The organism is Microcoleus sp. AS-A8, assembly GCA_039962225.1.
Taxonomy (GTDB): Bacteria; Cyanobacteriota; Cyanobacteriia; order Cyanobacteriales; family Coleofasciculaceae; genus Allocoleopsis.
The window spans coordinates 136,043-161,626 of the sequence record JAMPKV010000003.1 but is presented as its reverse complement, the minus strand read 5'-3'; the positions used below and the strand labels follow the sequence as shown (position 1 = coordinate 161,626).

23 protein-coding genes and 1 riboswitch are annotated in these 25,584 nt (G+C 47.5%); of the genes, 10 read left to right on the top strand and 13 right to left on the bottom strand.

From position 1 onward, the window contains the following. Positions 1 to 64 precede the first annotated feature (64 nt). The 3 genes from NDI48_06230 to NDI48_06220 form a co-directional block, all read right to left on the bottom strand. Complete coding sequence (locus NDI48_06230) at positions 65 to 289, bottom strand: hypothetical protein (protein MEP0830806.1); 225 nt, start codon at positions 287 to 289, stop codon at positions 65 to 67. A gap of 660 nt (positions 290 to 949) precedes the next feature. Next, complete coding sequence (locus NDI48_06225; protein ID MEP0830805.1) at positions 950 to 3,613, bottom strand: WG repeat-containing protein; 2,664 nt, start codon at positions 3,611 to 3,613, stop codon at positions 950 to 952. Positions 3,614 to 3,707: 94 nt separating this feature from the next. Then, a complete protein-coding gene (locus tag NDI48_06220) occupies positions 3,708 to 4,481 on the bottom strand; it encodes a Cof-type HAD-IIB family hydrolase (protein ID MEP0830804.1) in 774 nt (257 codons plus the stop codon). A gap of 48 nt (positions 4,482 to 4,529) precedes the next feature. Here NDI48_06220 and NDI48_06215 point away from each other — a divergent pair, with 48 nt between their 5' ends. Together NDI48_06215 and NDI48_06210 are read left to right on the top strand one after the other, a co-directional pair. Further along, positions 4,530 to 6,266 carry a D-Ala-D-Ala carboxypeptidase family metallohydrolase gene (locus NDI48_06215; protein MEP0830803.1) on the top strand — a complete coding sequence of 579 codons (1,737 nt, stop codon included), beginning with the start codon at positions 4,530 to 4,532 and terminating at the stop codon, positions 6,264 to 6,266. A gap of 225 nt (positions 6,267 to 6,491) precedes the next feature. Beyond that, a complete protein-coding gene (locus NDI48_06210; GenBank protein ID MEP0830802.1) occupies positions 6,492 to 7,280 on the top strand; it encodes a hypothetical protein in 789 nt (262 codons plus the stop codon). A gap of 154 nt (positions 7,281 to 7,434) precedes the next feature. Here NDI48_06210 and NDI48_06205 read toward each other — a convergent pair whose 3' ends face one another. After that, on the bottom strand, positions 7,435 to 8,184 hold the full coding sequence (locus NDI48_06205; protein ID MEP0830801.1) for a phycocyanobilin:ferredoxin oxidoreductase: 750 nt from the start codon (positions 8,182 to 8,184) through the stop codon (positions 7,435 to 7,437). A gap of 113 nt (positions 8,185 to 8,297) precedes the next feature. Between NDI48_06205 and NDI48_06200 the strand changes: the two genes are divergently transcribed. Next, positions 8,298 to 8,474 carry a twin-arginine translocase TatA/TatE family subunit gene (locus tag NDI48_06200; protein MEP0830800.1) on the top strand — a complete coding sequence of 59 codons (177 nt, stop codon included), beginning with the start codon at positions 8,298 to 8,300 and terminating at the stop codon, positions 8,472 to 8,474. 331 nt (positions 8,475 to 8,805) lie between these two features. Here the strand turns inward: NDI48_06200 and cphA are convergent, their stop codons facing one another. Next, entirely contained in the window at positions 8,806 to 11,490 is a 2,685-nt protein-coding gene (gene cphA / locus NDI48_06195; protein ID MEP0830799.1) for a cyanophycin synthetase, read from the bottom strand. A gap of 525 nt (positions 11,491 to 12,015) precedes the next feature. Between cphA and NDI48_06190 the strand changes: the two genes are divergently transcribed. Continuing rightward, complete coding sequence (locus tag NDI48_06190) at positions 12,016 to 12,198, top strand: hypothetical protein (protein MEP0830798.1); 183 nt, start codon at positions 12,016 to 12,018, stop codon at positions 12,196 to 12,198. A 237-nt stretch (positions 12,199 to 12,435) separates the two neighbouring features. Here NDI48_06190 and NDI48_06185 read toward each other — a convergent pair whose 3' ends face one another. Next, positions 12,436 to 13,287 (bottom strand): cyanophycinase, encoded by an 852-nt coding sequence (locus tag NDI48_06185; GenBank protein MEP0830797.1) that lies wholly within the window; start codon positions 13,285 to 13,287, stop codon positions 12,436 to 12,438. Between the two features lie 551 nt (positions 13,288 to 13,838). Between NDI48_06185 and trmD the strand changes: the two genes are divergently transcribed. Continuing rightward, positions 13,839 to 14,543, top strand: a complete 705-nt coding sequence (gene trmD / locus NDI48_06180) for a tRNA (guanosine(37)-N1)-methyltransferase TrmD (GenBank protein ID MEP0830796.1) — start codon at positions 13,839 to 13,841, stop codon at positions 14,541 to 14,543. Positions 14,544 to 14,601: 58 nt separating this feature from the next. Here trmD and NDI48_06175 read toward each other — a convergent pair whose 3' ends face one another. Next, on the bottom strand, positions 14,602 to 16,104 hold the full coding sequence (locus NDI48_06175; protein ID MEP0830795.1) for a hypothetical protein: 1,503 nt from the start codon (positions 16,102 to 16,104) through the stop codon (positions 14,602 to 14,604). A 277-nt stretch (positions 16,105 to 16,381) separates the two neighbouring features. Next, positions 16,382 to 17,437, bottom strand: coding sequence for a polysaccharide pyruvyl transferase CsaB (gene csaB / locus NDI48_06170; GenBank protein ID MEP0830794.1), 1,056 nt, complete (start codon positions 17,435 to 17,437; stop codon positions 16,382 to 16,384). Between the two features lie 116 nt (positions 17,438 to 17,553). On the opposite strand from csaB, the gene NDI48_06165 reads away from it, so the two are divergent. The 3 genes from NDI48_06165 (at position 17,554) to NDI48_06155 (ending at position 19,662) form a co-directional block, all read left to right on the top strand. Further along, positions 17,554 to 17,907 carry a DUF2499 domain-containing protein gene (locus tag NDI48_06165; GenBank protein MEP0830793.1) on the top strand — a complete coding sequence of 118 codons (354 nt, stop codon included), beginning with the start codon at positions 17,554 to 17,556 and terminating at the stop codon, positions 17,905 to 17,907. A 161-nt stretch (positions 17,908 to 18,068) separates the two neighbouring features. Next, the gene (locus NDI48_06160) at positions 18,069 to 18,371 is read left to right on the top strand and encodes a DUF3593 domain-containing protein (GenBank protein MEP0830792.1); all 303 of its coding nucleotides are present in this window, start codon (positions 18,069 to 18,071) and stop codon (positions 18,369 to 18,371) included. 112 nt (positions 18,372 to 18,483) lie between these two features. After that, on the top strand, positions 18,484 to 19,662 hold the full coding sequence (locus tag NDI48_06155; protein ID MEP0830791.1) for a serine/threonine protein kinase: 1,179 nt from the start codon (positions 18,484 to 18,486) through the stop codon (positions 19,660 to 19,662). Positions 19,663 to 19,731: 69 nt separating this feature from the next. Here NDI48_06155 and NDI48_06150 read toward each other — a convergent pair whose 3' ends face one another. The 4 genes from NDI48_06150 to NDI48_06135 form a co-directional block, all read right to left on the bottom strand. Then, positions 19,732 to 21,075, bottom strand: coding sequence for an OB-fold nucleic acid binding domain-containing protein (locus NDI48_06150; GenBank protein MEP0830790.1), 1,344 nt, complete (start codon positions 21,073 to 21,075; stop codon positions 19,732 to 19,734). A 23-nt stretch (positions 21,076 to 21,098) separates the two neighbouring features. Next, complete coding sequence (locus tag NDI48_06145; protein ID MEP0830789.1) at positions 21,099 to 21,695, bottom strand: hypothetical protein; 597 nt, start codon at positions 21,693 to 21,695, stop codon at positions 21,099 to 21,101. Positions 21,696 to 21,941: 246 nt separating this feature from the next. Next, entirely contained in the window at positions 21,942 to 22,358 is a 417-nt protein-coding gene (locus NDI48_06140) for a secondary thiamine-phosphate synthase enzyme YjbQ (protein ID MEP0830788.1), read from the bottom strand. 116 nt (positions 22,359 to 22,474) lie between these two features. Then, positions 22,475 to 22,663: a CPXCG motif-containing cysteine-rich protein gene (locus NDI48_06135; protein MEP0830787.1), complete on the bottom strand. Its 189-nt coding sequence runs from the start codon at positions 22,661 to 22,663 to the stop codon at positions 22,475 to 22,477. 283 nt (positions 22,664 to 22,946) lie between these two features. Between NDI48_06135 and NDI48_06130 the strand changes: the two genes are divergently transcribed. Together NDI48_06130 and NDI48_06125 are read left to right on the top strand one after the other, a co-directional pair. Further along, positions 22,947 to 24,266, top strand: a complete 1,320-nt coding sequence (locus NDI48_06130; protein MEP0830786.1) for an NAD(P)/FAD-dependent oxidoreductase — start codon at positions 22,947 to 22,949, stop codon at positions 24,264 to 24,266. Between the two features lie 90 nt (positions 24,267 to 24,356). Beyond that, complete coding sequence (locus NDI48_06125) at positions 24,357 to 24,767, top strand: DoxX family protein (GenBank protein MEP0830785.1); 411 nt, start codon at positions 24,357 to 24,359, stop codon at positions 24,765 to 24,767. 221 nt (positions 24,768 to 24,988) lie between these two features. Here the strand turns inward: NDI48_06125 and NDI48_06120 are convergent, their stop codons facing one another. Continuing rightward, positions 24,989 to 25,183: a hypothetical protein gene (locus NDI48_06120; GenBank protein ID MEP0830784.1), complete on the bottom strand. Its 195-nt coding sequence runs from the start codon at positions 25,181 to 25,183 to the stop codon at positions 24,989 to 24,991. Positions 25,184 to 25,310: 127 nt separating this feature from the next. Next, positions 25,311 to 25,432, bottom strand: a riboswitch (cyclic di-AMP (ydaO/yuaA leader). Positions 25,433 to 25,584: the final 152 nt, after the last annotated feature.

Sequence of the window (25,584 nt, the reverse complement as noted above, 5' to 3'; positions counted from 1 at the left end):
TCGCCAACAGTATCCCCAACTTTTGTGAGAAGTCGGGTATCTCACCTTCTGTTGTCCTAAGTAACTATTCAGCAGCAACTCGCGTTACGGCTACAAGCTGTCCACCTTCAACTTTAAGGTTTTGCAGTTCCATACCTTGCAGTTTTGTGGCTTGCATAGTCGTACCCTGGAACTTCATGCCGTTGAACCTGATGCCGTTGAGATGCCAGCCGTCTGCGTTAGCCTGCCCTGAGAAAGCTAAAGTGAACACTCCTGTAGTGAAAGCAATCGCTAATAAACTTTTTTTCATGGTTATAATCCTCAATTGTGTTTTCAAGACCTTACGTAATTGCTGTAATGTTTAAGCTACTAATCCTCGTAAGCACTGATTGGCAGCTTACTTAGAGTTGTTTTCGCTCCAAGGCAATCTACAAATTCATCAAAACACCATTGCTGCCATTGATTGTCATCGTTGTTTCTATCCTTTTCTCTGATTGTTTGAGCGATCGCTACTTGCTAGCTTCCTCACTTGGCGTCTTTGAGTAACTTGATTTCTTACTTCGATTGATAGTCCACAGTGGAAATCTCATCTCTACAAATTCATCAAAACTTGCCGTTGACCGAGATCGAGACTAAGAATGTACTGACTTGTGACCGAATTTCGAGTGACTTATTGTGATATAATCCCTTTAGCTTTCGGGGCTTTATTGCATTCCGTTACCAGGAAAAAAAGTTACTAATTATTAGCCTTTTTGTATTAGGTAAGCTATATCCCGATCGCTCAAAGTTCGCACTGGCTGCATTAAGCAAGCTAAATTAGCCCTCCAGCGCAATGGCTTTTGCAGCCAAAGCTCCTTGGCTGAAGAATTAGGACTCGCTTGATCCACTCTCAGCAGGTTCCTCACAGGAAAAAGTGTTGATTATGGGAATCAGATCCGGAATTGAGCTAGTAGGGCGTTTGTCTTACTAGCTAACGACTTGATAAAATATTCCGAATATAGCCCCATTTATTCCCAAGCTGTACCAACGCTAATCCCTCCCGAAAAGCGTTAGCTTCACTAAATTCTGGAGAGATGACAAGAAGGCCATTTTTATCAATATATCCCCACAACCCATTGCTTTGAACTGCTGCTAACCCTTCTGAAAAGAATGTAGCCGCCTCAAATTTTGGTGTAACGAGCATTTGACCCATGGGATTAATGTAACCCCATTTGCCATTCACTTTTACTCGTGCTAATCCTTCTGTGAAAGCCTCTGCTTGGTCATACTGCGGCTGAATGGTTACGTTTCCGGTCTTGTCGATATAGCCAGACTTTCCTGATAGCTTAATCCCCGCTAATCCTTCACTGAACGAAGCCGCTTCCTCACATTGGGGTAAAAGTACGACTTTTCCTGTGGTATCGATATAGAACCACTTGTCACTAATTCTGACGGCAGCTAATCCTTCTTTGAACGAGTTAGCCGCATCATATTGAAGTGGAGTGATGAGTTGACCCTGTTTGTTGAGATAGCCATATTTGTTGGCTACTCTAACGAGTGCTAGCCCTTCTGAAAATAATTCAGCCTGATCAAATTGCAATCGGCTGATGCGGTTTCCTGTTTTGTCAATGTAACCCCACTTATAGCCCATTTTGACTTTGGCTAACCCCTCCTTAAAGGAATCACCCCAATCAAATTGGGGCTGAGTAACAGATTTACCGAATCGATCGATATAACTATACTTACCTCCAACTCTTCGCTGTGTGAAACCCCGGTTTTTAAACGTTGCAGGATTGAACGGTGTGGATTGAGCGTAGGGGCCTTGTTTTAATACTTTTGCTAGGGCGTTGTTGTCTTCTCGCAGACCTTCGTAGAAGAAAAATACTTCTCCATTAATACCCTGATCGCGATTATATTGAATCGTCTGTAATAAAAGTTCTGGACTCATCCGATAGGTGCCGACTTTCAACAGAACACCGGGCGCTAAAGCATACAATTGTGAAGGTTTATATTGTTGGGTCATCATGCGATCCACCAGCAGTTTATAACCCTCAATATCACGGCGATATAGCTGGGGATGAATTAAATCAATTAGCCCCTGGTCAATCCAAGCTTGTGCATCCTGAAGATACTCCTGGAGTCCCCAAGGATAGGCACTTGGTGCCATAGAAATAATCAGATTAGGATTAATTGCAATGAGTTCCTGATACAGGCGGGTGAGAAAATCCGTCAGGATATCTGCACGCCACTGAAGCCATTGGGCATCTTTCGGATTTTGTGGTGGATTTTGGTTGAATTGCCGAGAGTAACGTTCGCTGGTTTTGGAGTCGTAACTACCCTCTGAAGGAAGTGCAGGCAGTCGATCATCACCTTGAATACCTGCAATATCATAGTTTTTGGCGACTTCTAAAATTAAACTCCGGAGGAAATCTTGTACCTCCGTATCCAGGGCATTCATCCAGTCAAAATCATTTTTTTTGAGTAGGTTACCACTCGCATCCCGTGCTGCCCAATGAGGCTTTTTAGCAATTAATGGCCCACCATTCTGACCATACGAACTGGCAAAGCCATACTCGAACCAGGGAATCACCGCCAATCCTACCCGCTTCGCCTCAGTTATGAGTTCTTTTAAGGGGTCTCGACCCACAAAACGCGAGTCAATTTCGACCCCAAAAGTTTCCTTCATCACCTTACTGGGATAAAGGGTGGCGGCATTATTCCAAACGACGGGAAAGACAACATTAAATCCAGTATCGGCGAGGAAGTTCATCGCCTCCGTAATGCTTTGCTTGGAATTAAAGACGCGGCTATTGGTTGTGGTTAGCCAGACCCCCCGCGTTTCCGTCACTGTTTCTTCCCGAAGCGTCGTGAATTGACTCCCGCCGGTCGAGTAGGTTCTAACCAGGGCGAGTCCATCAGAAAATGTTTCGGCTTCATCGAGTTGGGGTTGAATCACCAATTGGCCTTGCTTATCGACATAGCCCCATTTTCCCCCTGTTTTAACCCGTGCCAGTCCCTCGCTAAAGGAATCCGCCTCGTCAAATTGCGGTGCGATCGCGAAGAGACTACCGCCAGCAATGTACTTGAACGGAACGCCAGGGATATTTAAAGCTTGACCCATGAACGCCGAGACTTCAGCCCTTGTGGCGTTTTGATTGGGATTGAGGCGTTTGACATCGGGATAGTTCACGACGAGGCGTTTGAGGGTGGCAGAGGCGATCGCACCCAGTGCATAGATCGGAATCGCCCCAGCATCGTCATAATAATCCTGTAGGGATGTCGAACCGGCGGCGGCTGTAGTGTATTTCAACCCGCTGACTAAGGCTAGCAAGACTTGCACTCGTGTAATGGGCTGATTGGGTTTGAAAGTGCGATCGGGGTAACCTGAAATAAAGCCGGTTCGATACGCGGTTTGAATCGCAGTATTCGCCCAGTGATTAGAGGGCACATCCTTAAAAGTAATCCCAGTCCGAATCAGTGGCGCATTAGCAAATGCCTTACCGATCAAGGCCGCAAATTCAGCGCGAGTGACGGGGTTGTTGGGTCGAAATGTACCGTCCTGATAGCCACTAATGATGTTTTGCGATCGTAACTGGCGGATGCATTCAGCAGCCCAATGGTTTTGAATATCAGAAAAAATTAAGTTACTCAACACTTAAACAGGACAAGTAGGTTATAAGATCTTCGGACTTAGAGCCTTTGGGAAAAGTGTAAGGTATGTGCTGCGCGATTTAACACTAGAGATTTACCTATAGTTGGCATAGATACCGCACCAACTCACAAAATCCTTCACCTTCTGAAGCTGTAGTGATGTAAGTGGGTTGATATATCAGTTCATCCACATAATCTAAAACATTAGCCACCCCAACAGAGAAGGGAAATAACTCAGGGTTAAACAGACTCGCATCATTAGGACTGTCTCCAACCGTCACAACTTGCTCAGTTGCGTACTCAGGGAAATAGTCTCGTAGCACTTGCCTCAAACCCACTGCCTTATCCTGAGATGCGGGTTTAATATGGCATTGTACGGAACTGTAAGTAAAACCCCATCCCAGTGAAGCGCATAAAGCGTCCATTTGTTCCAGTTGACTCACGCTTAAGTCGCAATTATCAAATGTCCAGTCCGTTAGGCGAAAATGATTGTCACTCGACTCTTGAATATGAGTAAATTCTGATTTTAGACGTTGATAAGCCTGAGCAAGCTGCTGTCGATGCTCTAATCGGTTAGAGATCGGTGTCAAGGCTACGGATTCGCCACTGTGTGTCGGATAGAAGAGACCTCCATTTTCAGCAATAGCGCCTGCCACGGGCAAATAAGTCGCCAGTCCACTAACCCATCCGGCGGAGCGACCTGTAACAATTAATACGGGAATATTGGCGGCGTTCAAATCTTCCAAGGATTGCAGCAAACTCGCCGTGAACTTGCCCTGGTGCGTTAACGTACCATCCATATCGGTGGCAATCAGGCGAGGCGGTTTCCAGCCGTTGTTCGTTATTGCCTGCTTAAGGGGTACCAAAACCATAGGATTATTGTGTAATGAGTGCCTTTCCGTGAATTTTTATAATTTGTCATGGCAACATTTTCACCCGACCAGCGTAATTATTACTATCTAATAGAAGCTGAACGAACAGGCATTCATAAGCCAATTTTGACAGCCCTGTATGCCGCCCACTCTTCACCGTCTCTGGCGGATGAAGAAACGGGATTAGGGATTTCTCCAGCCAATCGGGTGTCACTGGCGCAGGTTAATACTTTTCCCGAACAGGTTGAGTATGCGGCAAATGTGATCCGTGCTCTGACTGAGAGTTTACTGGATCAGGGTTGGAAAGGAGCCGACCTGTGGGAGGCTGAACAAGGTCGCTACACCGACCCATTTCTGCAAAAGGTGGCGAGTGGGTATGCCTCGATCGCTAGTGAATCTGCGATGCCTTCAGCGGTACTCTTCGAGAACCCCTACTCTTCGAGAACAGCTGCGCCGAACGGAGAACGCAAAGCGACCATCGCCCGTTTAGAACCTTGTAACTTGGCTCAGCTCAAACAGGCTTACCTGACTGACTTGGAAGCGGACTGTAAAACAGCCAATCTATCCGGGAATCTCGCCTATCTTGATCGCGCCCTCATCTCTTTAGTGGATGGCATTCCCGACTATTACATCGGATTGCCCCATCAACGGGATGCCATCCTTTCGGGGATACGCATCTGGCGAGGGCTGGATACTCGCGAAGCGACAATTGCCTCGCTGGTGCCGAATGGCGAGGTTACTTCAGCGATGGAGGACGAGTCTCAACTGGATATTCCCCTCAAGCAATTCGTGCAGGGAATTTCTGCAAACTATGGCGGTTATCCTCAGCAGCGAGAGGCGCTGATTCGTGTGGCTCAGTTGTGGCGTCAGATGAGAACACGGGAGGAGGCGATCGCGTCTTTGAAAACCAACTCGTCTCCCGAACAAAACCTTAGTCTGATCGATCCAGCCTTGATGGCTTTCGTCCAGCGCGTCCCCGATTTGTACCAAGGGCAAGGGAGTCAACGCCATGCGCTGACAGAGGCGTTTCGCATCTGGCGTCAGCTTGATTCCCGCGCTACCGCCCTAGCCACTCTAGGGATTCAGGCTGAACAACTCAATGCCAGCACTACAAATCGGACAGAAATGCTGAACCTGGCAACACAGATGGATCGAGAACTTCTGCGCTTTGTACGTCGCTTACCTGGAGACTATCAAGAACTCGATCACCAACGAGAAGCCTTAATCCGCTTAGTCCAACTCTGGCGCAGTCTGTCCACTCGCAATCAAACCCTTGATTCCTTACTCGAAGACCAAAAACGCTTGGAAACTGTCCGCCCCAGCGCCCCAGAAGCACCCCCCCGGCCAATACCCGTGGTCATTCCCAAGCGCCCTACCCATTGGACACCGGATAATCTTCAACTATTCGCCCCAATCATCCCGGATGGTCACTTTACCTGGGCTGATGCCACTCATGGCGGTACCCAGATGCCCCCCCATCAAGCAACGGTGGAGGCGATCATTCGCATGGCGCATCTAGCACAACGGGCACGCGATCGCATGGGACGACCGTTGATCGTGATGAATTGGTATCGCCCACTCGACCTGCATGGTGCGCGAGGATGTGAGACTTCTCACCGCCATCACATTGGAGATGCGATCGACTTTATCTGCGAAGGTCTAACCGGCAATCAACTTTACTGGTTTCTGGAACCCTGGTGGCCGGGTGGCTTAGGTCGCTATACCCAATTTCCCTATCTCTGTCACATTGATGCCAGAAGCTATCGAGTCCGATGGCGAAAGTAAGTTAAAACTAAGGGGCGTATGCATCAGGGAGGTCAGGGGAATCTGCTATACCTTCCTGCGTAGCAATGGGTAGCACAATACCAAAAATTATGAGACGGTTGCGTCAGTGCCTAACCTCTCATGTCTCCCCTAACTACAAACTTGTCTTCAAGCCTTAGTAGAATGCAATCCAGGGGGTGCATTCTCAACCTAAAAACAGACGCTAAGTTCTAGCCAGGAGTGATCATGTCCACCTCTACTATCTCCATGCCGCCTGCCTTGCTTCAAGCTCCTGTTAAACCGCATTCCACATCCCCTGCCTCCAATACAACGGCTCCAGAGCCTCATTCCTCAGGGCAACCCTGGATGTTCGTCTCCATTGGGCTTGTGTTATTACTGATTGGTTTAGCAGTGTATGGCAAGCTCAAACTAGATGAGGCTGGTAAGAAACTCAAGTTTGAGCAGTATAAAACTAAGGATCTACAGAGAAAAATAAAGTTGGCTCTCGATACGATCCAAAAAATGGAAAAGAATCCGGATTTAATTCACTCCCGTGAATTCAATCTGGATTACCTGAGAATGCGAATGGAAGAAGAAGTCTTCCATTTCGCCATTATTAATCAGATTAAAATAAAAGTCAAACAGATTATTAGTGTAGCTCTTCGACCGAATCAGAAGGAGCAGAATGTGATTGGCATTGCCGGTACAGGGCGTCAAGTGGATGAAATGTTCGACGTGATGTACGAAACCGAAAGCGGAGGGAAGCGAACGCTGCGAGTGCTTTTCCGAATACAAATTATTTTAATGAAATTACCCACCCAAGCGACCTCCGCTACAATTAGTCAGATTATTGATTGTATTGAAACGTTTCTCAATCCTGATGATGATCGCGAAAGCTGGCAACCAACGATTCAAGGACGGATTGTGTTTATCCGTTGGGATCAAAAAGCAAAGCCGACTCCTTTGTTAGTGCTAGAGCAATCAAGTGAAGGTGTTAATGTGACGCTAAGAACTAAGCGAGCAGGTGTTCAGTAACGCACTCACAATTTTGATCGCATGGCAACGCGCTAGAGCTTAAGTGAGTCTGAAAATGGAAGTAGGGAAGGTTAGTCTCCTGTCTTAAGAAGAACATTGAGAAGCTTTTTCCTCTCTGGCTCTCCGATTGTTTGTGTCATTTTAGAGCCAGTATTCAGGATGATTGGGGTATCGGTAGGTCAAACAGCACCGATGTCATGTAATGTTCTGCCCAATCAGAACCAAAGGCTTTTTCCAGTACCCGACGGGTTTTGTCATTCTGTTGCTGCTGAATGCAATAGTAGCGCTGACCTTCAAGAATTTCCGATTGTTGTTCAACAGGCACAGGTGAAGCTTGACGCGCACAAGTACAGTGAATCCTCAGGAAATCATCCACCCGTGACAGAAACTGCGCTTCTTCCTCTGGGCTACTTGGTCGAATAAATAGGCAAAATTCTGAAAAAATCTCTCCCCATGGGGGAAGTTCACGCGGTTGAGAAAACTCAGGCGTGGGTAATGCTTGTAAGGGGTGGCGATAGACGTCAGGTAAGATGCGCTCAGCGTTGACTGGAGAAAGATCGGCGATCGCTGCACTAATTTGTCCCCGTCCCCCTACTAAATCGCAGCCAAACATCGGCAGCGCGTATTCCGGACGAGGAAACATCACACAATGCAAAATATCGAGCATATTCCCGACTTTTGCCAGTTCTAGGTGCATTTTGCGAAATTGGGGGGTCTGATAGCAGCGATTTTCAATAATCAGTTTTTCACCCTCTAAGCGTCCTTCTACATATCCCATCTCGGCTGGTAGTTCGTAGGGCGAGAGGTCGAGGTAGCGCTGCCAGTTGGACTCAATGCAGTCTGCCAATTGGCGTATTAGGGGGTGCTGTTGTTCTCGTAGGGAAGGTTTTGAGGCTTCTAACATTGATTAAAAATTGAGGATTCCAAGCGAAATGGCTATTGCTGGATCAAGAATAGCGCTCTGGGTACCCCTCTCCTGTCTATAGTGAGTTAAGGAGAGTTTATCGGAGATTGGGTATGTTTGGTTTGGGATGGCCAGAAGTTGGGTTGATTGCACTTGCAGCTATTGTCATTTTCGGCCCGAAGAAGATTCCGGAAATGGGCAGCGCCTTAGGGAAAACCCTCAGAGGTTTCAAAGATGAGATGAAAAATCCAACCTCTGAGCAAGAGGATAATGACCCGAATAATTCTTAATTAAGCTGATGTAGAGTTAACTGAGTCCAACAGAGTTGTTTAGGGGCTAGTTGCTGGTTAGCGAGTTATTAGTAGGAAAAATCCCAGAGCAGCTTTTCTAAGAACCGTTTTAGGTATAGCTCACTTATCAATACATTCCAGGAATTATTGATTTTTATTACCAGACCCCTAATTTTTAGTCAACCGTATTACCGGAGAGTGACAGAAGAGGGATAAATCATCGTGGCTTAATGAAAGTGCGATAAAAATAAGGGCGTTAGCACACATCGTACTAACGCCCTCATGAGATTTTGCCCAGAGACTACTCAATCACAATCTCTAAGATATTCAGCTATACCTTATTAACGACCCATGACTTCAAATTCGCTTGGGTCTCAGTTGCTTGTAGCTGATTAATATTCTCCGGCAGAGGATTACGTGCCTGAATTAGAGCTATTGCACGCGTCACCGTTTCGGGCAAAATCACGACCAAACCCCCTGAGGCAGCTTGATCTAACCCCGTATTAATCGCCTCTGTCTCCTTGAGGAGCACTTCATACTGACAATCGGGCTTTTCTTGGATGATGCCCTTGCTGATTAGCTCCGCGGCCTGACCACTCGGTCGTCCCCGCAGATCATCATCTTCTTTGATGATAATTCGATCAAAGATTCTCGCAGAGAGCTTGCCCAGTTCGATGAAGTCTTCATCTCGACGGTCTCCTGGCCCGCCAATCACTCCAATACGCTCTCCCGGCCAATTCTGAACAAAACTTCCTAGCGCTTCATAACTCGCTGCATTGTGGGCATAATCCACCAGAGCATGATAGCGACCTAGATTAAACAAATTCATCCGTCCTGGCGTCTGATTCACAGAAGCCCGGAATGTGGTCAACGCCGCCCGAATCGCCTCAATAGGAACACCCTGAGCAAAAGCCGCAAGACTCGCCGCTAGCGCATTGGCAATCATGAAGGGTGCCCGTCCGTGCATTGTCACGGGTGCATTCACCGCCAGCTCAATTCGTAGTGTCCAATCGCCTTTGAGAATCGACAGATAACCATTCTCATACACCGCAGCTAAACCGCCTTTGCGGGTGTGATTTTGCACTAACTCATTGCTGGGATTCATGGCAAAATAGGCCACTTGTCCTTTTACCCGCTCCGCCATTGCCGCAACCAGGGGATCATCGGCGTTGAGGACAGCATAACCATTGACACTCACCGATTCGGCTACAACGCTCTTGAGCTTAGCCATCTGGTCGAGGGTGTCGATATCTCCTAGGCCCAGATGGTCAGCCGATACATTTAATACGACGCCCACATCACATTTATCAAACGCCAAGCCAGAACGCAGAATTCCACCTCGTGCTGTTTCTAAAACGGCGACCTCGACCGTGGGATCTTTCAAGATGACTTGAGCGCTTTGTGGGCCTGTCGTATCACCTTTTTCCACAACATGGTCATCAATGTAAATCCCATCCGTGGTGGTGTAGCCGACAACCCGCCGAGTTTGTCGGTAAATATGGGCAATCAATCGCGTTGTGGTTGTCTTGCCGTTGGTGCCTGTGATCGCAATGATGGGAATACGACCCGTTCCGCCATTGGGGAACAGCATATCCAAAACGGGAGCCGCGACATTTCGCGCCAACCCAACACTCGGACAGACATGCATCCGGAAGCCAGGAGCCGCGTTCACTTCTACAATCACTCCCTCTACGTCCCGTAGCGGCTTGGTGATATCCGGTGTCACAATATCCAGTCCAATAATATCTAGACCGATGATTTTGGAAACCCGCTGCGCCAGCCAGATATTTTCTGGGTGGATGTCGTCTGTACGGTCTACAGCAATGCCGCCTGTGCTGAGGTTAGCGGTTGCTCGTAGGTAACAAATTGCTCCTGCGGGTAGAACGGTATCCAGCGTATATCCCTGCCGTTGCAACAGAGTCATACTATTCCGGTCTACTGTGATTTTCGTGAGAACATTGTCGTGCCCTTCTCCACGATTGGGGTCGCGATTGGTTTCCTCAATCAGTTCCTGAACCGTAGATTTGCCATTTCCAACGACATGAGCCGGGACTCGCTCTGCCACCGCCACCACTTTGCCATTGATGACTAAAACTCGGTGGTCGCTCCCACGATAGTAGCGTTCAACAATCACCCCTCGTGAGATTGCTCTCGCCACATCATAGGCTTTTTCCGCCTCCTCCCAGGCTTTGATGTCGATGGTGATGCCGCGTCCGTGATTGCCATCTAAGGGCTTAATCACAATCGGATACCCGCCAACCTCTTCGATCGCACCTTCTAGTTCATCCAGGTAGTTAATCACTGTACCCTGTGGTACAGGCACACCCGCATCTCGCAGAATTTGTTTCGTACCTTCTTTATCACAAGCTAGTTCAACCCCTAAAATTCCCGAATAGTCGCTCAACGTGGCCTGGAGTCGCTTCTGATGGACGCCAAAGCCCAGTTGAATCATCGCTCTTGCCGAGAGCGGCATCCAGGGAATATCTCTGGCTTGCGCTTCCTTGAGGATGGTTTCTGTACTCGGACCTAAAGCGGCATCGCGACAAAGCTCCCGCAGGTCTTTTATGTCTTCTTCTAATTCACCTGGGGCGTAAGTGCCGAGTTCAACCAGACTTTGGCACAACCGCACGGCGGCTCTCGCGGCATAACGACCGGCTTGCTCATCCAGGTATTCAATAACTACTTGGTAAACTCCTGGTGTTGCCGTCTCCCGCGTGCGACCAAATCCTACTGCCATGCCGGCCAATTGTTGCAGTTCTAGAGCAATATGTTCGATGATGTGACCCATCATCGTCCCTTGCCTGACGCGACTGAGGAAACCCCCCCGAACGCCGGGGGAACAAAAATGTTCTTCCAAACTGGGGAGTGCGGCAACTAATCCCTCGTAAAAGCCAGGAATTTGATTGGAGGGCTTTTCCGCCAGCTCCTCTAAATCGAGACGCATGACGATGAGTTTGTGGCGTCGAATACTCCAATAGTTGGGACCGCGTAACGTCTGGATTCTCAGAATTCTCATAGCAACTTTTGAGGGTAGTGATTCACGAAATCTGAAATGTTGCCCGAAGAAGCAATTACAGAAAAGGCGCTTTTATTTACTTTTACTGATCACTGTACTCGCACAGTGATGCCCCGAAATTAGGCTAGAGGGGCTTGTTATTTCCCTGTTTTTAGATTCCAGCCAGTTGATTAAAGCGATGCGCTCTCCCGCAGCAAACGCTTCTGGCTTGGCCAAGACAGGCACGGCGATGAGGCTTCACATTAATGCTAGAAAGAGCCGAAGATTTCTACATAAAAACCAGGAGCAGGAAAAATTTCGTCTATCTCATTAAATAAAGTCCTCGTTGAGAGCCGACCACTGGTCGGATTAGTAGATGCTACCGAAACCCATACGCTTTTACAACAAAAGGTCTGGGTTCGCTCCGGGGATAAGGCATTCATCCTCGTTAATTCACCTAGCTTAAGAGCATGAACTTCTTTTCTGTTGATTCGGCTGTGAGTGTCAACTAGTTTCCAGCTTTAAAAACCTCTCAAACTGTTCACAATGAACAGTTTTTATAAAAAGACTGCGATCGCATCCGGCATAGAGCAACAGGAGGAGGAGACACAATCATTGGTGTTTGCGGGGTCTGCCCTAAAGTTGACTTTGCCCTTAAGGATGAGCATTGGCGCGGTTAGGAGCCTGAGCATTTATGACACAAGCCACGGAATCAATAAACCTGTGTAGCTTCCTTACTCAGGGGATGACAATACCTGGGGGTTGAAGACAATGCATCTTCCTAAGGAATTAGTATGAATAACAACATTTAAGAGTAAAGGAGGCAGCAAAACTTGACTCTGTGACAATCTGCAACTATGTCATCAATTCCACACAAATTGGTTCCTGACTGGAGCCACGGAGTGCGAACCGGGGAGAAAGCTCGTACTCTCCCCTCTCACTGATGATGAGTAGAGAATCAAGGGTTTAGGAGTCGGGAGAAATTAAGCAACGCTTGTGTAAATGGTAGCGATCGCCATAACTGAGGATATGCACTCGCAGATTGTGGAGGCTCAAGGGATCGGTAGCGCCGGATTGATCATGGTTCGTGTAAGACAATTCTGCTGGGTCGATGATGGTTACGGTGCCTTTCCCCATCACCTGCAACATCCCATCTCGTTCAAACATGGCACAGGTATCCTCATCAATACCGATCCCCAAGCGTTCGGGATGAGCGGCGACGGCACTCATCAAACGCGCCATGCGATTGCGATTGTGAAAATGTTGATCCACGATGATTTCAGGGATCAGCCCCAAGCCGGTTGCCATATCCACTAGGGAACGATTAGGAGACTCTCCACTGCCGCCACCGGCAATCATGTGATGTCCCATCACAGCCGCTCCCGCACTTGTGCCAGCGATGGTAATCTCGCCCTGTTGTACGCGCTGAAGTACTTTTTCCATCAACGGGGTGTCGGCGAGCAACCCACACAAGCGCAATTGATCGCCGCCCGTCATGAACACGCCAGTACATTCTTCGATATAGCTCTGTAATTCGGAGTCTTCGGCTTGGGCGCGATCGCGGATATCAAGAACTCGGAGTTCCTTAGCACCCATGTCCTGAAAAATGTTAACGTAGCGTTCGCCAATAATGGCGGGTTCTCGTGACGCTGATGGAATAATGGCTATACGGGCATCAACTGACCCACAACGCCCAAAAAACGTGTGCAGGATTTCTCGTCCATGAACTTTGTCTTCCGCGCCGCCGATAACCAAAATAGCGGTTTTAGTGGATTGAGGCATCCTAGTTCCGTGGTGTTGAGATTCTAACTGCAGCATAATGTCGCTTTTGGGCATAGGTGGTGTCAAATGCTATAGATTCGCCTGTCAAGATAAATTTCACTTTATACTTTATATGGCTTTTGGTTCTAGCTCAGCTACAGGAACAGGCGGTGGCTGACCCGAACAAGATTTGCGACTTAATCTGTCGCTGTGGGGAAGTGTTCCCAAGAAACATGAGTGCGGGCGTGGGAGAAATCCTCATCCTGTTTCTTGCATTCATAACGGGGGCATGAGCGCGGCTGTGTAGATATTGGCTACCATGCTGCACTCTCCAGCCGCACTCTGGATCTGAGGCTGTCGAGCAAGCGGTCTTCTAGTCCCACGGATTTAAATGTGGAGCTGTGACCATACCCAATCAGGTTAGCAATTTCTTATAATATCCTTAATATTCTCTGACACTGCTGTCGCATCTATAGTTCCTTTATGCTGGTGAATAGGGCGCAAATGCCAGTTTAAGAAGACTGGGGAGTGTCGAGGCTCCATTGAACGATTGCGAACTTTCTGTTTGCTGCCTAGATTCCCACCCCTCACGGCCTACTTAATCTTCTGTGCGCTTTGATGTTGTTAGTCTGTTTCCAGATTTTTTTACCTCTCCCCTAAGTTCGGGATTATTGGGTAAAGCACTGGCGAAAAAAATTGCCGAAGTGCATTTTGTCAATCCCCGTGACTTCGCGACCGATAAACATCGGCGAGTCGATGATGAACCCTATGGGGGAGGTGTGGGGATGTTGATGAAACCTGAGCCGATTTTTGCGGCTGTAGAGTCCTTACCGATTTTACCCCGACGCGAGGTCATTCTGATGACGCCTCAGGGATCACCGATGCAGCAGCCGTTGTTAATGGAATTGGCGACAGGTTACGACCAACTAGTGTTGATTTGTGGGCACTATGAAGGCGTGGATGAGCGTGTATTGAATTTGGTGACCCGTGAGGTATCCTTGGGCGATTTCGTCTTAACCTGTGGGGAAATCCCGGCGCTGGCGCTGATTAATGGGGTTGTGCGGTTGTTACCCGGAACGGTGGGTAAAGTTGAGTCGTTGAAGTCAGAGAGTTTTGAAGCGGGTTTGCTCGATTATCCGCAGTACACCCGACCCGCTGAGTTTCGAGGATGGAAGGTTCCGGATGTCTTGTTATCCGGAAATCACGCCCAGATTGATCGCTGGCGGCAAGAACAGCAGAGGCAGAGAACACGGGAACGCCGCCCTGATTTGTACGATGATTGGGTGAGGAATTCAGATATTGTTTCAGATTAAAGGTAAGCAATGGTTAGTGTTTCTCAGCAAAACGGTTACGTTGATTAACCCTTAGACCCTACGACGGTTCAAAACGAGGAAAACTGGGTAAGTCAATGGCGGCCAATGATTTGCGCCTCTTCGGGGGACGTAGGGGATAGAGTGTCGGCGAAGGCCAGTTCGATGGAGGAAGCACCACGTCCTTGGACGGCTCTGGCTCATCGTTGACATAAGTTTCCCAGTCGTCCTCATCCTGTGCTTCGGCTTCGGTGTACTGCTCCTCGGTATCCTCTGATAACCAATAATCCTGGGTATCGATGGGGGAGAACGAGAACTCGCCTGCTTCCTCTGGAGCTGGGTTACTGTCTATCTCTAATGTCAACGAAGCTTGAATTTCAGCTAAATCGGATTGAACCTCGGATAAACCAGATGCCTCAGCGAGGGAAGACATCTCATCGAGTAGTTGTTGTTCCAATTGCAGCTCTGTGGCATCACTATCTTGCTCTTGGGAAATCTCGCTCTGTGTTGGCGCTGCTTCAGACACATCTACGGTTGCAGAACGATGTTCTTCAAGGCGTCTGAGTAAAGATAATGTCGGTGGCTCTGCACTTAATCCTGGATTGTCGGAGAATTCATCCCAAGGCTTGGCGGCTACAAACGGCTCTACAGAAGGAGGCTCGATTGCAATGGGGCGATTCCAGAGCGGCTCGAATTCGGATTGCTCTTGGAGTAACTCTTGTTCGGCTGACCAGGGTTGAATAGGCTGGGCTTTGTGAATTAAGGAAATGATTGTACCACCCTGGCGCTGAGGCGGCTGTTGTCCGCTCAAATGGTTAGCGTTGGTCATGTCCAGCGACTTTTCCAGAGCAGTTTTGAATTGCAAGGTTTGCTGCTGCTGGCGATGGAGGCGCGATCGCAGTTCGCGACAGGTATTGCCTGCCTGCATTAGCTGGTGAGACTGCTCATTGTAGCGCTGCTGGGTTAGGGCGCATTCTCGCTCTAATTGGGCAATTCGTTCTTGAGAGCTTTGTAACTGTTCCGATAAAGTCTCAATTAACAGTTGTTGGCGCACAGCCGCTTGATGGGAAGATTCTAAGGCATGAAACAGACGAGCTAATTGCTCTTGAACCGTATTCATATCCTCGGCTTGCTGAACAATCAGCATCTCTTGATCACGCGATCGCATCAGCTCTTGGTGTAACGCCTCCTGTTTCTCCTTGAGCGCTTGCCTTAACTGAGCCACTTGCTCGTGTAACCGATGATTGCGCTGGCGCATCTTTTGTGCTAAAGCAAACCAATCGGCATCGTTGCTGCGTCGAAAAGAACCTTCAGTATCGGGTGCCTCAGCCGCATGTTCATCCACCTCAATCGTTGATGAGCCGAGGGACTGAACATCTGACTCGTCTAAAGGATTGGGTTCCGATGCCTGAACAACATCGATAAAATTTCGCAAATCGGAAAGTTTAACAATTTGCGATTGTGGTAATGCCCCACTTCCCTCTGGTACATCAGCGGCACTATCCTCCATCGAGGCAGTGGGTTCAGGGAGGGGCTGGTTGTTCGGGGTTTCAGCTTCGCTCATCGCTCTTCATCCAGAGGGTCACAAATCCAAGAGGTCAGTAAGTGGGGGCAAAGTCTCTGGGTCAAAAAGAGTGGAGTCTACCCAACAACTTTGAGCCAGAGGCAATGCGAAAGAGGGTGTCTGCCTAGCCATTTTGAATCCAAAGCTTTGCCCTGACATGAGGCAAAGGTGCATCTGTCGAACTTACCCCTTTCTCCTTACAAAGTAATGCACAAAAATCCCCAGACCTCAAATTTTAAGTTAAACCGAATTGAGTAGACTATCCTCATATAGGTACTTATCGGTTCGTTGAGAAAACTGGTGTCAACAAATCTCGATGCATCAGAGATCGATCTACCAAGGACTGAATTTGGTCGCTACTAAGAGATTCGCCATTGGCGTAGTGTTCTAGCCAAGTTTGACTGATTAGATTTGGGTCATTGGGGAGTTGATTTAAATCCCATCCGGGCATATTCAGTTGAGCCATCAGTTGACTGACTTTGGGGTCATAACTGAGAGCAAAACAACGGCATTCTTCTGCCGCCGCCATAATCAGGCTGTGGTAGCGCATCCCGATTGCCATTTCCACACCCCGAAACAATCCTTTCAATTCCCTGGGGTCTTTGAGCTGGAACAGGTGATTGGGTCCGGTAAGCTGAGATTGAATGGATTCGGCGATGCTTAAGTCCTGAGATGTCTGAAAGGGTACCAGTAGAATACAGGTTTGTGTGGCTTTTTGAAAGTTAACCAGAGCCTGGGTCAGGTTGGCAAGGCGTTCCGGGGTTAGGGTGGGGTGCGATCGCAAGCTAACGGCAACTCTGGGTGCGGGTAAGTCCCACAAGCCTTTGACGGGTTTAGAGTCGAGTGCCCAAACGGGATCGGGAGCCTCAATAAAAGGAATTTCCCACTCATGCAAAAGAGCCGCTGAACCGCGATCGCGCACGCTTACCGCCACACACCCTGCAAAGCATTGTCGCGCTACCCGACGGGTTAAATCGCGCTTTAGAGGGCCAATTCCCTGCGCCCAGGCAATAGTTTTTAAGCCGAGTTGCCTTGCCAACCCCATCAAGCCCCCATAGTAGAGAGGCGACGCCGCACTCGTGACATCCTGAATTAAACTGCCGCCGCCCCAGATAAAAGCGTCGGAGTGACGCATAGCCCGTACCACTTGGAAGGGAGAAGTGCGATCGCAACTTTGCACTCCATAGCGCTTACGAGTCTCGGCAGGGTTACCCGAAAGCACCAGAGGCGTCACCGACTCCGGTAGCATTTGCAACAGCGAAGCTAGCAATGCCTCATCGCCACCATTGCCCTTGCCGTAATATCCACATAAAATTGCCCGAAATTGCCCCATGCGAAAACTTTATCAGCTTTCGCTCAACGATACGATAGGTACGGGGTATTAGGACTCGGATATCGCGGATTTGTATTTCCTCTCTCCCACCCCTCACCCTCTCACCCCTTATTCCCATGAACGCTCTCTCAATTCCTACCTGGATTATTCATGTTTCAAGTGTTATTGAATGGATTGCCGCTATTTGGCTGATCTGGACTTACGGCGAAATTAAGCGCGATCGCACTTGGTGGGGTTTGTCCTTCGCCATGTTACCCGCACTGGTGAGTGCCATGTGTGCCTGTACCTGGCACTTCTTTGACAATCCCGCATCTTTGGAGTGGCTGGTTACTCTTCAGGCATCCATGACTGTTTTGGGCAACATTACTCTCTGTGCAGCAGCTTGGTTGATTTGGCGTTCTGCCCAAAAGCCTAATCCTAAAAATACGACGACGAGAGCGGCTAAAGATGTAACAATTGATGCGTCGTAATTCTCAATAGGAAGTTGATTATCATCCCCAAGAGTGACTGACATCGCGCATAAGAATAAACTTTGATCAGAGGCTATTTTTTATCAAGAGATAGCTGCTAAATCTGGATTTTAATCAGCCTTCTAAACAATAATCTAGATTTTCATCTCACCTTCTTCCTAATGATTTCTAAAGACGCCTTATTTGCAGTTTCCCTATTCCCTTATCTCGGCTTTTTGTGGTTTCTTACCCGTTCGGGAAAGATGCCCCGTTTGGCGCTCATTGGCTTCTACATGACTTTGGTTTTTGTTGCCGTCACCATTCCGGCTGGAATTTACGCCAAAGTGGCTTATGGAGAAGCGTTAGCCAATGTGGATTGGCTGCATGGTAGTGCCGAGTTTTTTTTGACCCTTTCCAACATTTTGATTGTTCTAGGCTTCCGGCAAGCTGTGATGCAAGCCAAGCATGAGTCAACTGAAGGATGAAGGATGAAATTCTTTCGCCTCCTCAGTCTCATCTGAAGCTGCTACTTCTGCATCAGGCAAGATACCCTTTAAGTCAGGCAAAATAGAGATACATGCCCAAGTATTGATCAGCATGAACTACTGTCTTAATCACGCCTGCCCAGTGCCCCAGAATCCAGCAGGAACAAACTTTTGTCGGACTTGTGGGTCAAAGTTATTGCTCAAAGACCGTTACCGAGCGATAGAACCGCTTGGGCAAGGAGGCTTTGGCAAAACGTTCTTAGCGGTGGATGAAGATAAACCCTCCCACCCGCGTTGCGTGATCAAGCAGTTTTTCCCCCAAGCACAAGGCACGAATACGGTGCAAAAGGCAGCCGAGTTATTCACTCAAGAGGCAGTACGGCTGGATGAATTGGGCAAACATCCCCAGATTCCGGAACTGCTGGCGTATTTTTCCCAAGATAGCCAACAGTATTTGGTGCAAGAGTTTATCGATGGGAAAGATTTAGCTCAAGAACTAACTGGTGGTGGAACTTTCAACGAAGCTCAAATCCGTTCGCTCCTCAGGTATTTGTTGCCTGTGTTGCAATTTGTCCATCAACATCACGTTATTCATCGGGACATCAAGCCGGAAAACATTATTCGCCGCCGCCGCGACAGCCAACTGGTTCTCGTGGATTTTGGAGCCTCGAAGGTGGTTACGGGTACAGCCTTGGGCAAAACGGGGACAGCCATCGGTTCGGCGGGGTTTGCGGCACCCGAACAAAACTTCGGCAGAGCCGTTTTTGCCAGTGATATCTATGGTCTCGGTGTCACATGCATCCATTTGTTGACGGGGATGCATCCCTTTGACCTGTTTGACCCTAATGAGAATGCTTGGGTGTGGCGGAAGGTCATCAAAAGTCCCGTCAACCCTGCTCTCGGTCGTCTCTTGGACAAAATGGTGGAAAGTGCCATCAACCAACGCTATCAATCGGCGGCTGAGGTTCTCAAAGATTTGAATCCTCAGGCACCCGCACCCCAAGCGGTGGTAGTCAAGCAGCAGAAGCCGACTACACCTGTAGCAACACCTTTACAATCCCCGCCTGCTGTGGCGAAATCCAGTGGAGCGATTGATGCAGACTTAGCCGAACTCAAGTCTCAGTTTTTGGGTACTCCGGCTGCCAAAAGTCCAAGTCAAAAACCAGCCTCGCCGCCAGTTTCGTCTCCCAGTTCGCAAGCCGCCAAAAGTGAAATTGATCACGAACTGGAAGAGTTAAAATCTCACTTTTTAGGGTCTACTAATCCTAAGAAGCCTCCAACTCAAACATAAAGTAGAGTAGACATTGCCTACCCCTTGTGAAGGAGGCAATATTTTACAAATACTTAATAGGGTTAAGCTTCAGTTACCAACAAGTGCAGAAGTACGAGCGGAAAATCCGGCTCTCTTCAAGGCGGCAACGGCTGTATTACAATCGTGTACCCAGTATTTAGCATTAAAGCGCACGAATTGTTGATGATTAGGCACAGCTACTGTTGCCAACACAGGGACTTTGGCTTGATTTTTTTGACCTGAGTGGGCTTGCAAAATCGATTTGAGTTGATTGAGTTCACTGGTAGTGACGCGTTGCGGTGGCAGTTCCACAATCACCATGGGTGCGGTTTCAATTAACTCGGCATCTTCAATAATCATTTGGGTTTGATCTTCTCGCTTATCTACCTTGCCCCAAACAATCAGACGGGTATCAGGTTTGATGAAGTTCTCGATGCGTTCGTAAGTAGCGGGGAAGACAACGCCATCCACTTGTCCGCTCAAATCTTCCATCTGGACAATGGCCATGCGATCGCCTTTTTTGGTAACAATCGGCTTAATCTCAGTGAGCATGACAATAACACTAATGGTCGTTCGTTTCCCATGTTCAGCTAAATCTGAGAGGCTAATGGGTGATAAAACTTTAGTGGCTTGGAGAGCTGATTTTAGAGGATGGTCAGATACATAAAAACCGAGTAATTCTTTTTCTAAACGGAGCTTTTCTTGTGGAGAATAATCCGCAATATCAGGCGGTTTGGGTGCCGATTCTAAAGCTCCATTTTTGGAATTTTTGCTACCGTTTGTGCTTCCTAAGAGATCGAAAATGGTAGTTTGACCACTATCTCTGTCTTTAGCACGGTCTTGTGCCCAACTAATCACAATATCTAAATATTCAATCAATTGCTTGCGATTAGATGAAAGGCTATCAAAGGCACCGCAGTAAATTAAGGCTTCTAAAGCGCGGCGGTTAACAGTGCGTAAATCAACGCGATCGCAAAAATCTGCCACCGATTGAAACGCTCCACCTTCCTCACGCGCATTTAAGATACATTCAATCGCCCCCTGTCCTAAATTCCGTATTGCCGACAGTCCAAATAAAATTTTACGAGATACAGGTGTGAAATCGATTTCAGAATGATTGATATCCGGTTTCAATACATCAATACCCATTTTGGAACAGGTGGCAATATATTTCTGCACTTTGTCCTGGTTTCCACTACTACCTGTTAGTAGTGCTGCCATATATTCAACGGGATAATTGGCTTTAAGATAAGCGGTTTGATAGGTTACGTAACCATAAGCCGTTGAGTGGGATTTGTTGAAGCAATTAGAAGCCACTAAGCCATTTGCTATAAGGAAGTTATGATCGCGCTCAACCCCAATGTCATAGACGGTTTGAATTCCTAGGAATTTGCGGCCTACGATTTTAACCACTTTTATATTCTCCTCGATTAATTTTATTGGCATTCATTTGCGGAGGTAGACACGAAGAAGAGGGCATTTCGTGGCCCGATCTGAATCCCACCTCGCTGCTTTGTACCCCAGCTCGTTATATATTTCTGTTGGTCATCGCCCTTGCCCACCGCCATTGTAAACTTATAGCGTACTTCTTTGTAGCATCCAATTTGCAGACCGGGCATTTTAGCCACTTTTACATCAAAGGATTCTCCAGCTTTATTAATGATGGCAAAACCCTTATTACCACGTTCAATAAATAGAATATTGGGGTTGTCTGCGCCTTGGGCAATTTCATTACCGTTACGGAAATATTGGGCTTCTCCTATGAGTTTTTGATGAAAGAAGACACCTGCTTTAGTAATAGCATCCTTTGCATCATCTGTATACACAATGGGAAAGCCTTCCTGACGAGCTAGGATATAGGCGTTTGCCAACTTGATGTCTTGAGGGGTAGGCAATTTGTACCCAATTTGTCCCTTAGCAATATCATGGTTGTGAGCAAACGTGACGGCTTTGATTCCAGGTAATGCTTGTCCAGACGCGGCGGGATTGATCAGCGATCGCAAATCTCCTCCATAGCTAAAGGCATTGCTCATCAAATTGAGCCAACTCCACAGTATCAAAACAAATCAGTTTTCCGAAAACTTCTAGAACGGCTGGCAATTCTTGCTAGCCAACGTGAGTGGGAAATTCCACCTTACGAATTGCGAGGTTAAAAAGAACGAGATAGAGGCTGAATTAACCACTAGATCGACCCGTGGCTGTTAGTTAATAGCAAGTTTTAACCCAGGTTCTCGCAGAATAGCTATCTCGTAGGGAATCGCATCCTACCCCAAACGCTACTATTCCCCATAAATCGTCACAACAATATCTCGTTGACGTGGCTTAATATCACATTCCAAGTGAAAAATTTGTTGCCAAGTTCCTAACTCTAGCTTGCCATTCTTCACAGGTACAGTTAGCGAAGGCCCCAACCAAGTCGCTTGCAGGTGAGAGTGTCCGTTACCATCGTGCCACATCTGCTCATGTCCGTATTCTCGACTCGGTGGAATCAGCTTATTTAAGATTTCCGGTAAGTCCTGTTGCAGTCCTGGCTCAAACTCGATAGTACCAATAGATGCCGTACTACCAATATTAAAGACGTGAGCCATCCCTGTTTTAATGCCTGATTTCTTGACAATAGAATTGACCTTGTCAGTAATGTCATGCATGTCCCCATGACGATTTGTGGAAAGATTAATTTGCTCCTGATGAACCATGATCTAAGTTGGGTTAGGTGTGCTGATATCTGTAATTTAAGCAGTGAGATGGTGCAATTGACCAGGATGTCAATTTCTTTCCGTTCCTACCCCCCACCTCCTCATCCTCTTCTTGGTCAACCTTCATATTCACTATCAATTTCTATATCGAGAGTGTCTTCATCAATCCGCACATACAAAATATTCGGACGGCAACAAACCTGACAATCCTCAACATAGGACTGCTGTCCACCCGCACTCAGATCAACAAAAGTTAAATTCGGTTCGCCACAGTAGGCGCAAATGTATTCAGCTGTATTTTGCATTCCACTTCAATTCCCCATCAATGCCGCCCTAATTCTACAAGGTAAATGTTGAAAAATATTGCGCCTCACCATCATCTGGAAATGTCTAAGCCTGATGGACAAAAGGATTGGATTCGTTGCAACTGATAACTTTAATCATGGGAATAGGGTGTCTTCTCCTAATGGAGAAATTTAACCTGGATCAAGAATAAAACTAGAACACTCAACATTCTCCTTCTTTTGGTAGATGCAATAGAAATTCCTAAGCCATCACAATCTTTGTAAATAACTCTTAACAAAACCCATGACGGTGTCCGGAAGCCCTCGCGTCGTCATTGTCGGAGCTGGTTTTGGTGGCTTAAAGGCAGCGCGGTTGCTGGCTCGTTCTGGAGTCGAAATCCTGCTGATTGACCGCAACAACTACCATACCTTTATTCCTCTGCTCTATCAGGTAGCCGTAGCGGAACTGGAACCGGAACAAATTGCCTACCCGGTACGCCGAATATTGCGGCGGATACCGAATGCTCGTTTCGTGATGGCTGAGGTGAAGCAAATTGATTTTGCAGGTCAAGTTGTGGAAACCGACGACTCTGCAATTTCTTACGACTTCTTGATTCTGGCTACAGGAAGTAAATCCCAGTATCTCGGAGTACCGGGTGCGAGAGAGTACACCTTGTCGATGAAAACTTTGGAAGAAGCCGTAGCGTTACGCAACCACATTTTCTCCTGCTTCGAGCAAGCCGTAAGGGAAAAAGATCCAACGCAACGCCAGCAGCTTCTCACGTTTGTAATTGTGGGGGGTGGCCCAACGGGCGTAGAATTAGCGGGTGCCTTAATTGAGCTGATTCATGGCCCTCTGGTCAAAGATTATCCAACACTAGATTTGCAGCAGGTGCGCGTGATACTTTTGCAATCAGGCGATCGCTTACTCGCCGAGTTCCCCCAGCGCCTGGGGGACTATACGCAAAAGCAGCTACGAACCAGAGGGGTTAAAGTTCACCTACAGGCCAAAGTTAGCCAAGTTACTCCCAAGACGGTACATCTCCAAGATGGTACGGTTATCTTGGCGGAGACGATGATCTGGACAGCCGGTGTAGAGGCGTCTCCACCCCCTCCCACTGGGGAACTGTTCCCATCTGCCAAGGGGAAAGTTGCCGTTCTCCCAACTCTTCAGTTGCCAAATCAGCCACAGGTGTATGCGATCGGTGATGTGGCTGATGTACAGTACAAGGGACAACATCTGCCAGCCGTCGCCCCTGCCGCTATCCAACAAGGGGAATCTGTTGCAAATAATATCAAGCGGCAGTTGCGGGGACTATCCCCTCAACCCTTTCGCTACAAGGACAAAGGTCGGGCGGCAATTATTGCACGCAATGCAGGTGTCGCGCAAACTGATAAGCTGACCTTAATGGGCTTTCCTGGCTGGTTTCTCTGGCTAGGTATCCATATCTATTTTCTCCCTGGCTTACGCAACAGCCTGCTAGTGATCATGAGTTGGGTTTGTGATTACCTATTGGGCGATCGCTTTGTACGCTTAATTCTTCCCAAACCGACATTAGGGGTGTCTCAATCTTCACCCTTTGCTGCTATCGATGAAATCAGCCTGGATCGAAACCGAACATAAGATAACTACCACTGTAATCAGTTTTGACTTTTGACTGATTCTTGTTGTTAATCCTGACTTTATTCTTCCTCTGAATCAAGGTGATTTGACATGAATTACATTCCACTTGCCGCCCGGATTTGTCTGTCTTTAATCTTCCTGCACTCTGGTATAGGCAAAATCTTCGCCTTTGCTGACACCCAGCAGATGATGGCGGCTAGAGGTTTACCGCTGCCTGCTTTGTTGCTCATGGGCAATATTGTTTTTCAAATATTAGGTGGTATATCCCTACTACTCGGTTACAAAGTCCGTTGGGGAGTGATTTTGTTAATCCTGTTCTTGGTTCCTACTACCTTCGTGTTTCATAACTTTTTGGCTGATCCAAAGGAGATGACCAATTTTCTGAAAAATTTAGGACTGATTGGTGGATTACTGATGGTATACTACGCTGGAGCTGGTGCCGTTAGTTTGGATGCACGCACTGATTTGTCTAACCCGAATCGACAATCTTCTCAACTGTAAAAGAGAAAGCGATCGCACATCGCCTCTTATGTGCAATCGCGTTGTAGCCCGTTAGGGTTATTAGGTCTTGTCAACCTAGTGGGAGCAAAATCAATGAATCATCGATAGGCTTGACTTAATCACCCGAAACCAAGCCTGGTTTCTCTAGTCAAGATAGGTTCGTTTTCTCAAAAATTCAACCGTGAAGCCGATAGATAGGTGAAGCCCTTTCTTAAATAGAATTAAGTTTCTTTAGGCTGCAACATTTTGGCGCGAATGAATCGATCAATGCACAATTTTCCGTAATATAAAGCCTCATCAAGAGTGTAAAAACAAAAGGGTTCACTATATAATTTCCCGTCCGGGTCAGTGAAGTCAACGGCAATATAATTCCCTTCTTGTCTGGTGAATAGATTCCATTGTCTGTAAATCATCATCCTAACCTCCACTAATCTGTAACGGTTTACGAAGTGGGTCAGCCAATAGAAATTTTTTGTCACTTGTATTACAGTGACCTTTGCTAAGGAGACTTCAAGGACTACGGCTTAAAAAAGCTGGTGTCGATGGTACTCCTCCCATTGCCTACGGAGTTAGCTGACGGGCTAAGACTGGAAGGTGTCTCTCTTATCAAATAAGACTCGCCCCAATATTTGGTTCCTCCGCTCTGAATCTGGCGTTCGACTACTGAAAGGATTACATTGACCAGACCGGATTAGGCTACCCACATTAGAGAGTATCTTTTATATTACACCTGTATTGCACTTTTTTTCAAGTTTTTCAGCTCTTGATTATTAAGTTTTTAATCATTAGCCATGGCTCAAGCGTGAAGCTATCTCAT

What these genes read in the sequence shown, in the direction of transcription:
- NDI48_06230 (MEP0830806.1), bottom strand. Translation starts at nt 289, where the DNA reads ATGAAAAAAAGTTTATTAGCGATTGCTTTCACTACAGGAGTGTTCACT.
- NDI48_06220 (MEP0830804.1), bottom strand. Translation starts at nt 4,481, where the DNA reads ATGGTTTTGGTACCCCTTAAGCAGGCAATAACGAACAACGGCTGGAAA.
- NDI48_06215 (MEP0830803.1), top strand. Translation starts at nt 4,530, where the DNA reads ATGGCAACATTTTCACCCGACCAGCGTAATTATTACTATCTAATAGAA.
- NDI48_06210 (MEP0830802.1), top strand. Translation starts at nt 6,492, where the DNA reads ATGTCCACCTCTACTATCTCCATGCCGCCTGCCTTGCTTCAAGCTCCT.
- NDI48_06205 (MEP0830801.1), bottom strand. Translation starts at nt 8,184, where the DNA reads ATGTTAGAAGCCTCAAAACCTTCCCTACGAGAACAACAGCACCCCCTA.
- NDI48_06200 (MEP0830800.1), top strand. Translation starts at nt 8,298, where the DNA reads ATGTTTGGTTTGGGATGGCCAGAAGTTGGGTTGATTGCACTTGCAGCT.
- cphA (MEP0830799.1), bottom strand. Translation starts at nt 11,490, where the DNA reads ATGAGAATTCTGAGAATCCAGACGTTACGCGGTCCCAACTATTGGAGT.
- NDI48_06190 (MEP0830798.1), top strand. Translation starts at nt 12,016, where the DNA reads ATGAACAGTTTTTATAAAAAGACTGCGATCGCATCCGGCATAGAGCAA.
- NDI48_06185 (MEP0830797.1), bottom strand. Translation starts at nt 13,287, where the DNA reads ATGCTGCAGTTAGAATCTCAACACCACGGAACTAGGATGCCTCAATCC.
- NDI48_06175 (MEP0830795.1), bottom strand. Translation starts at nt 16,104, where the DNA reads ATGAGCGAAGCTGAAACCCCGAACAACCAGCCCCTCCCTGAACCCACT.
- csaB (MEP0830794.1), bottom strand. Translation starts at nt 17,437, where the DNA reads ATGGGGCAATTTCGGGCAATTTTATGTGGATATTACGGCAAGGGCAAT.
- NDI48_06165 (MEP0830793.1), top strand. Translation starts at nt 17,554, where the DNA reads ATGAACGCTCTCTCAATTCCTACCTGGATTATTCATGTTTCAAGTGTT.
- NDI48_06160 (MEP0830792.1), top strand. Translation starts at nt 18,069, where the DNA reads ATGATTTCTAAAGACGCCTTATTTGCAGTTTCCCTATTCCCTTATCTC.
- NDI48_06155 (MEP0830791.1), top strand. Translation starts at nt 18,484, where the DNA reads ATGAACTACTGTCTTAATCACGCCTGCCCAGTGCCCCAGAATCCAGCA.
- NDI48_06145 (MEP0830789.1), bottom strand. Translation starts at nt 21,695, where the DNA reads ATGAGCAATGCCTTTAGCTATGGAGGAGATTTGCGATCGCTGATCAAT.
- NDI48_06140 (MEP0830788.1), bottom strand. Translation starts at nt 22,358, where the DNA reads ATGGTTCATCAGGAGCAAATTAATCTTTCCACAAATCGTCATGGGGAC.
- NDI48_06135 (MEP0830787.1), bottom strand. Translation starts at nt 22,663, where the DNA reads ATGCAAAATACAGCTGAATACATTTGCGCCTACTGTGGCGAACCGAAT.
- NDI48_06130 (MEP0830786.1), top strand. Translation starts at nt 22,947, where the DNA reads ATGACGGTGTCCGGAAGCCCTCGCGTCGTCATTGTCGGAGCTGGTTTT.
- NDI48_06125 (MEP0830785.1), top strand. Translation starts at nt 24,357, where the DNA reads ATGAATTACATTCCACTTGCCGCCCGGATTTGTCTGTCTTTAATCTTC.
- NDI48_06120 (MEP0830784.1), bottom strand. Translation starts at nt 25,183, where the DNA reads ATGATGATTTACAGACAATGGAATCTATTCACCAGACAAGAAGGGAAT.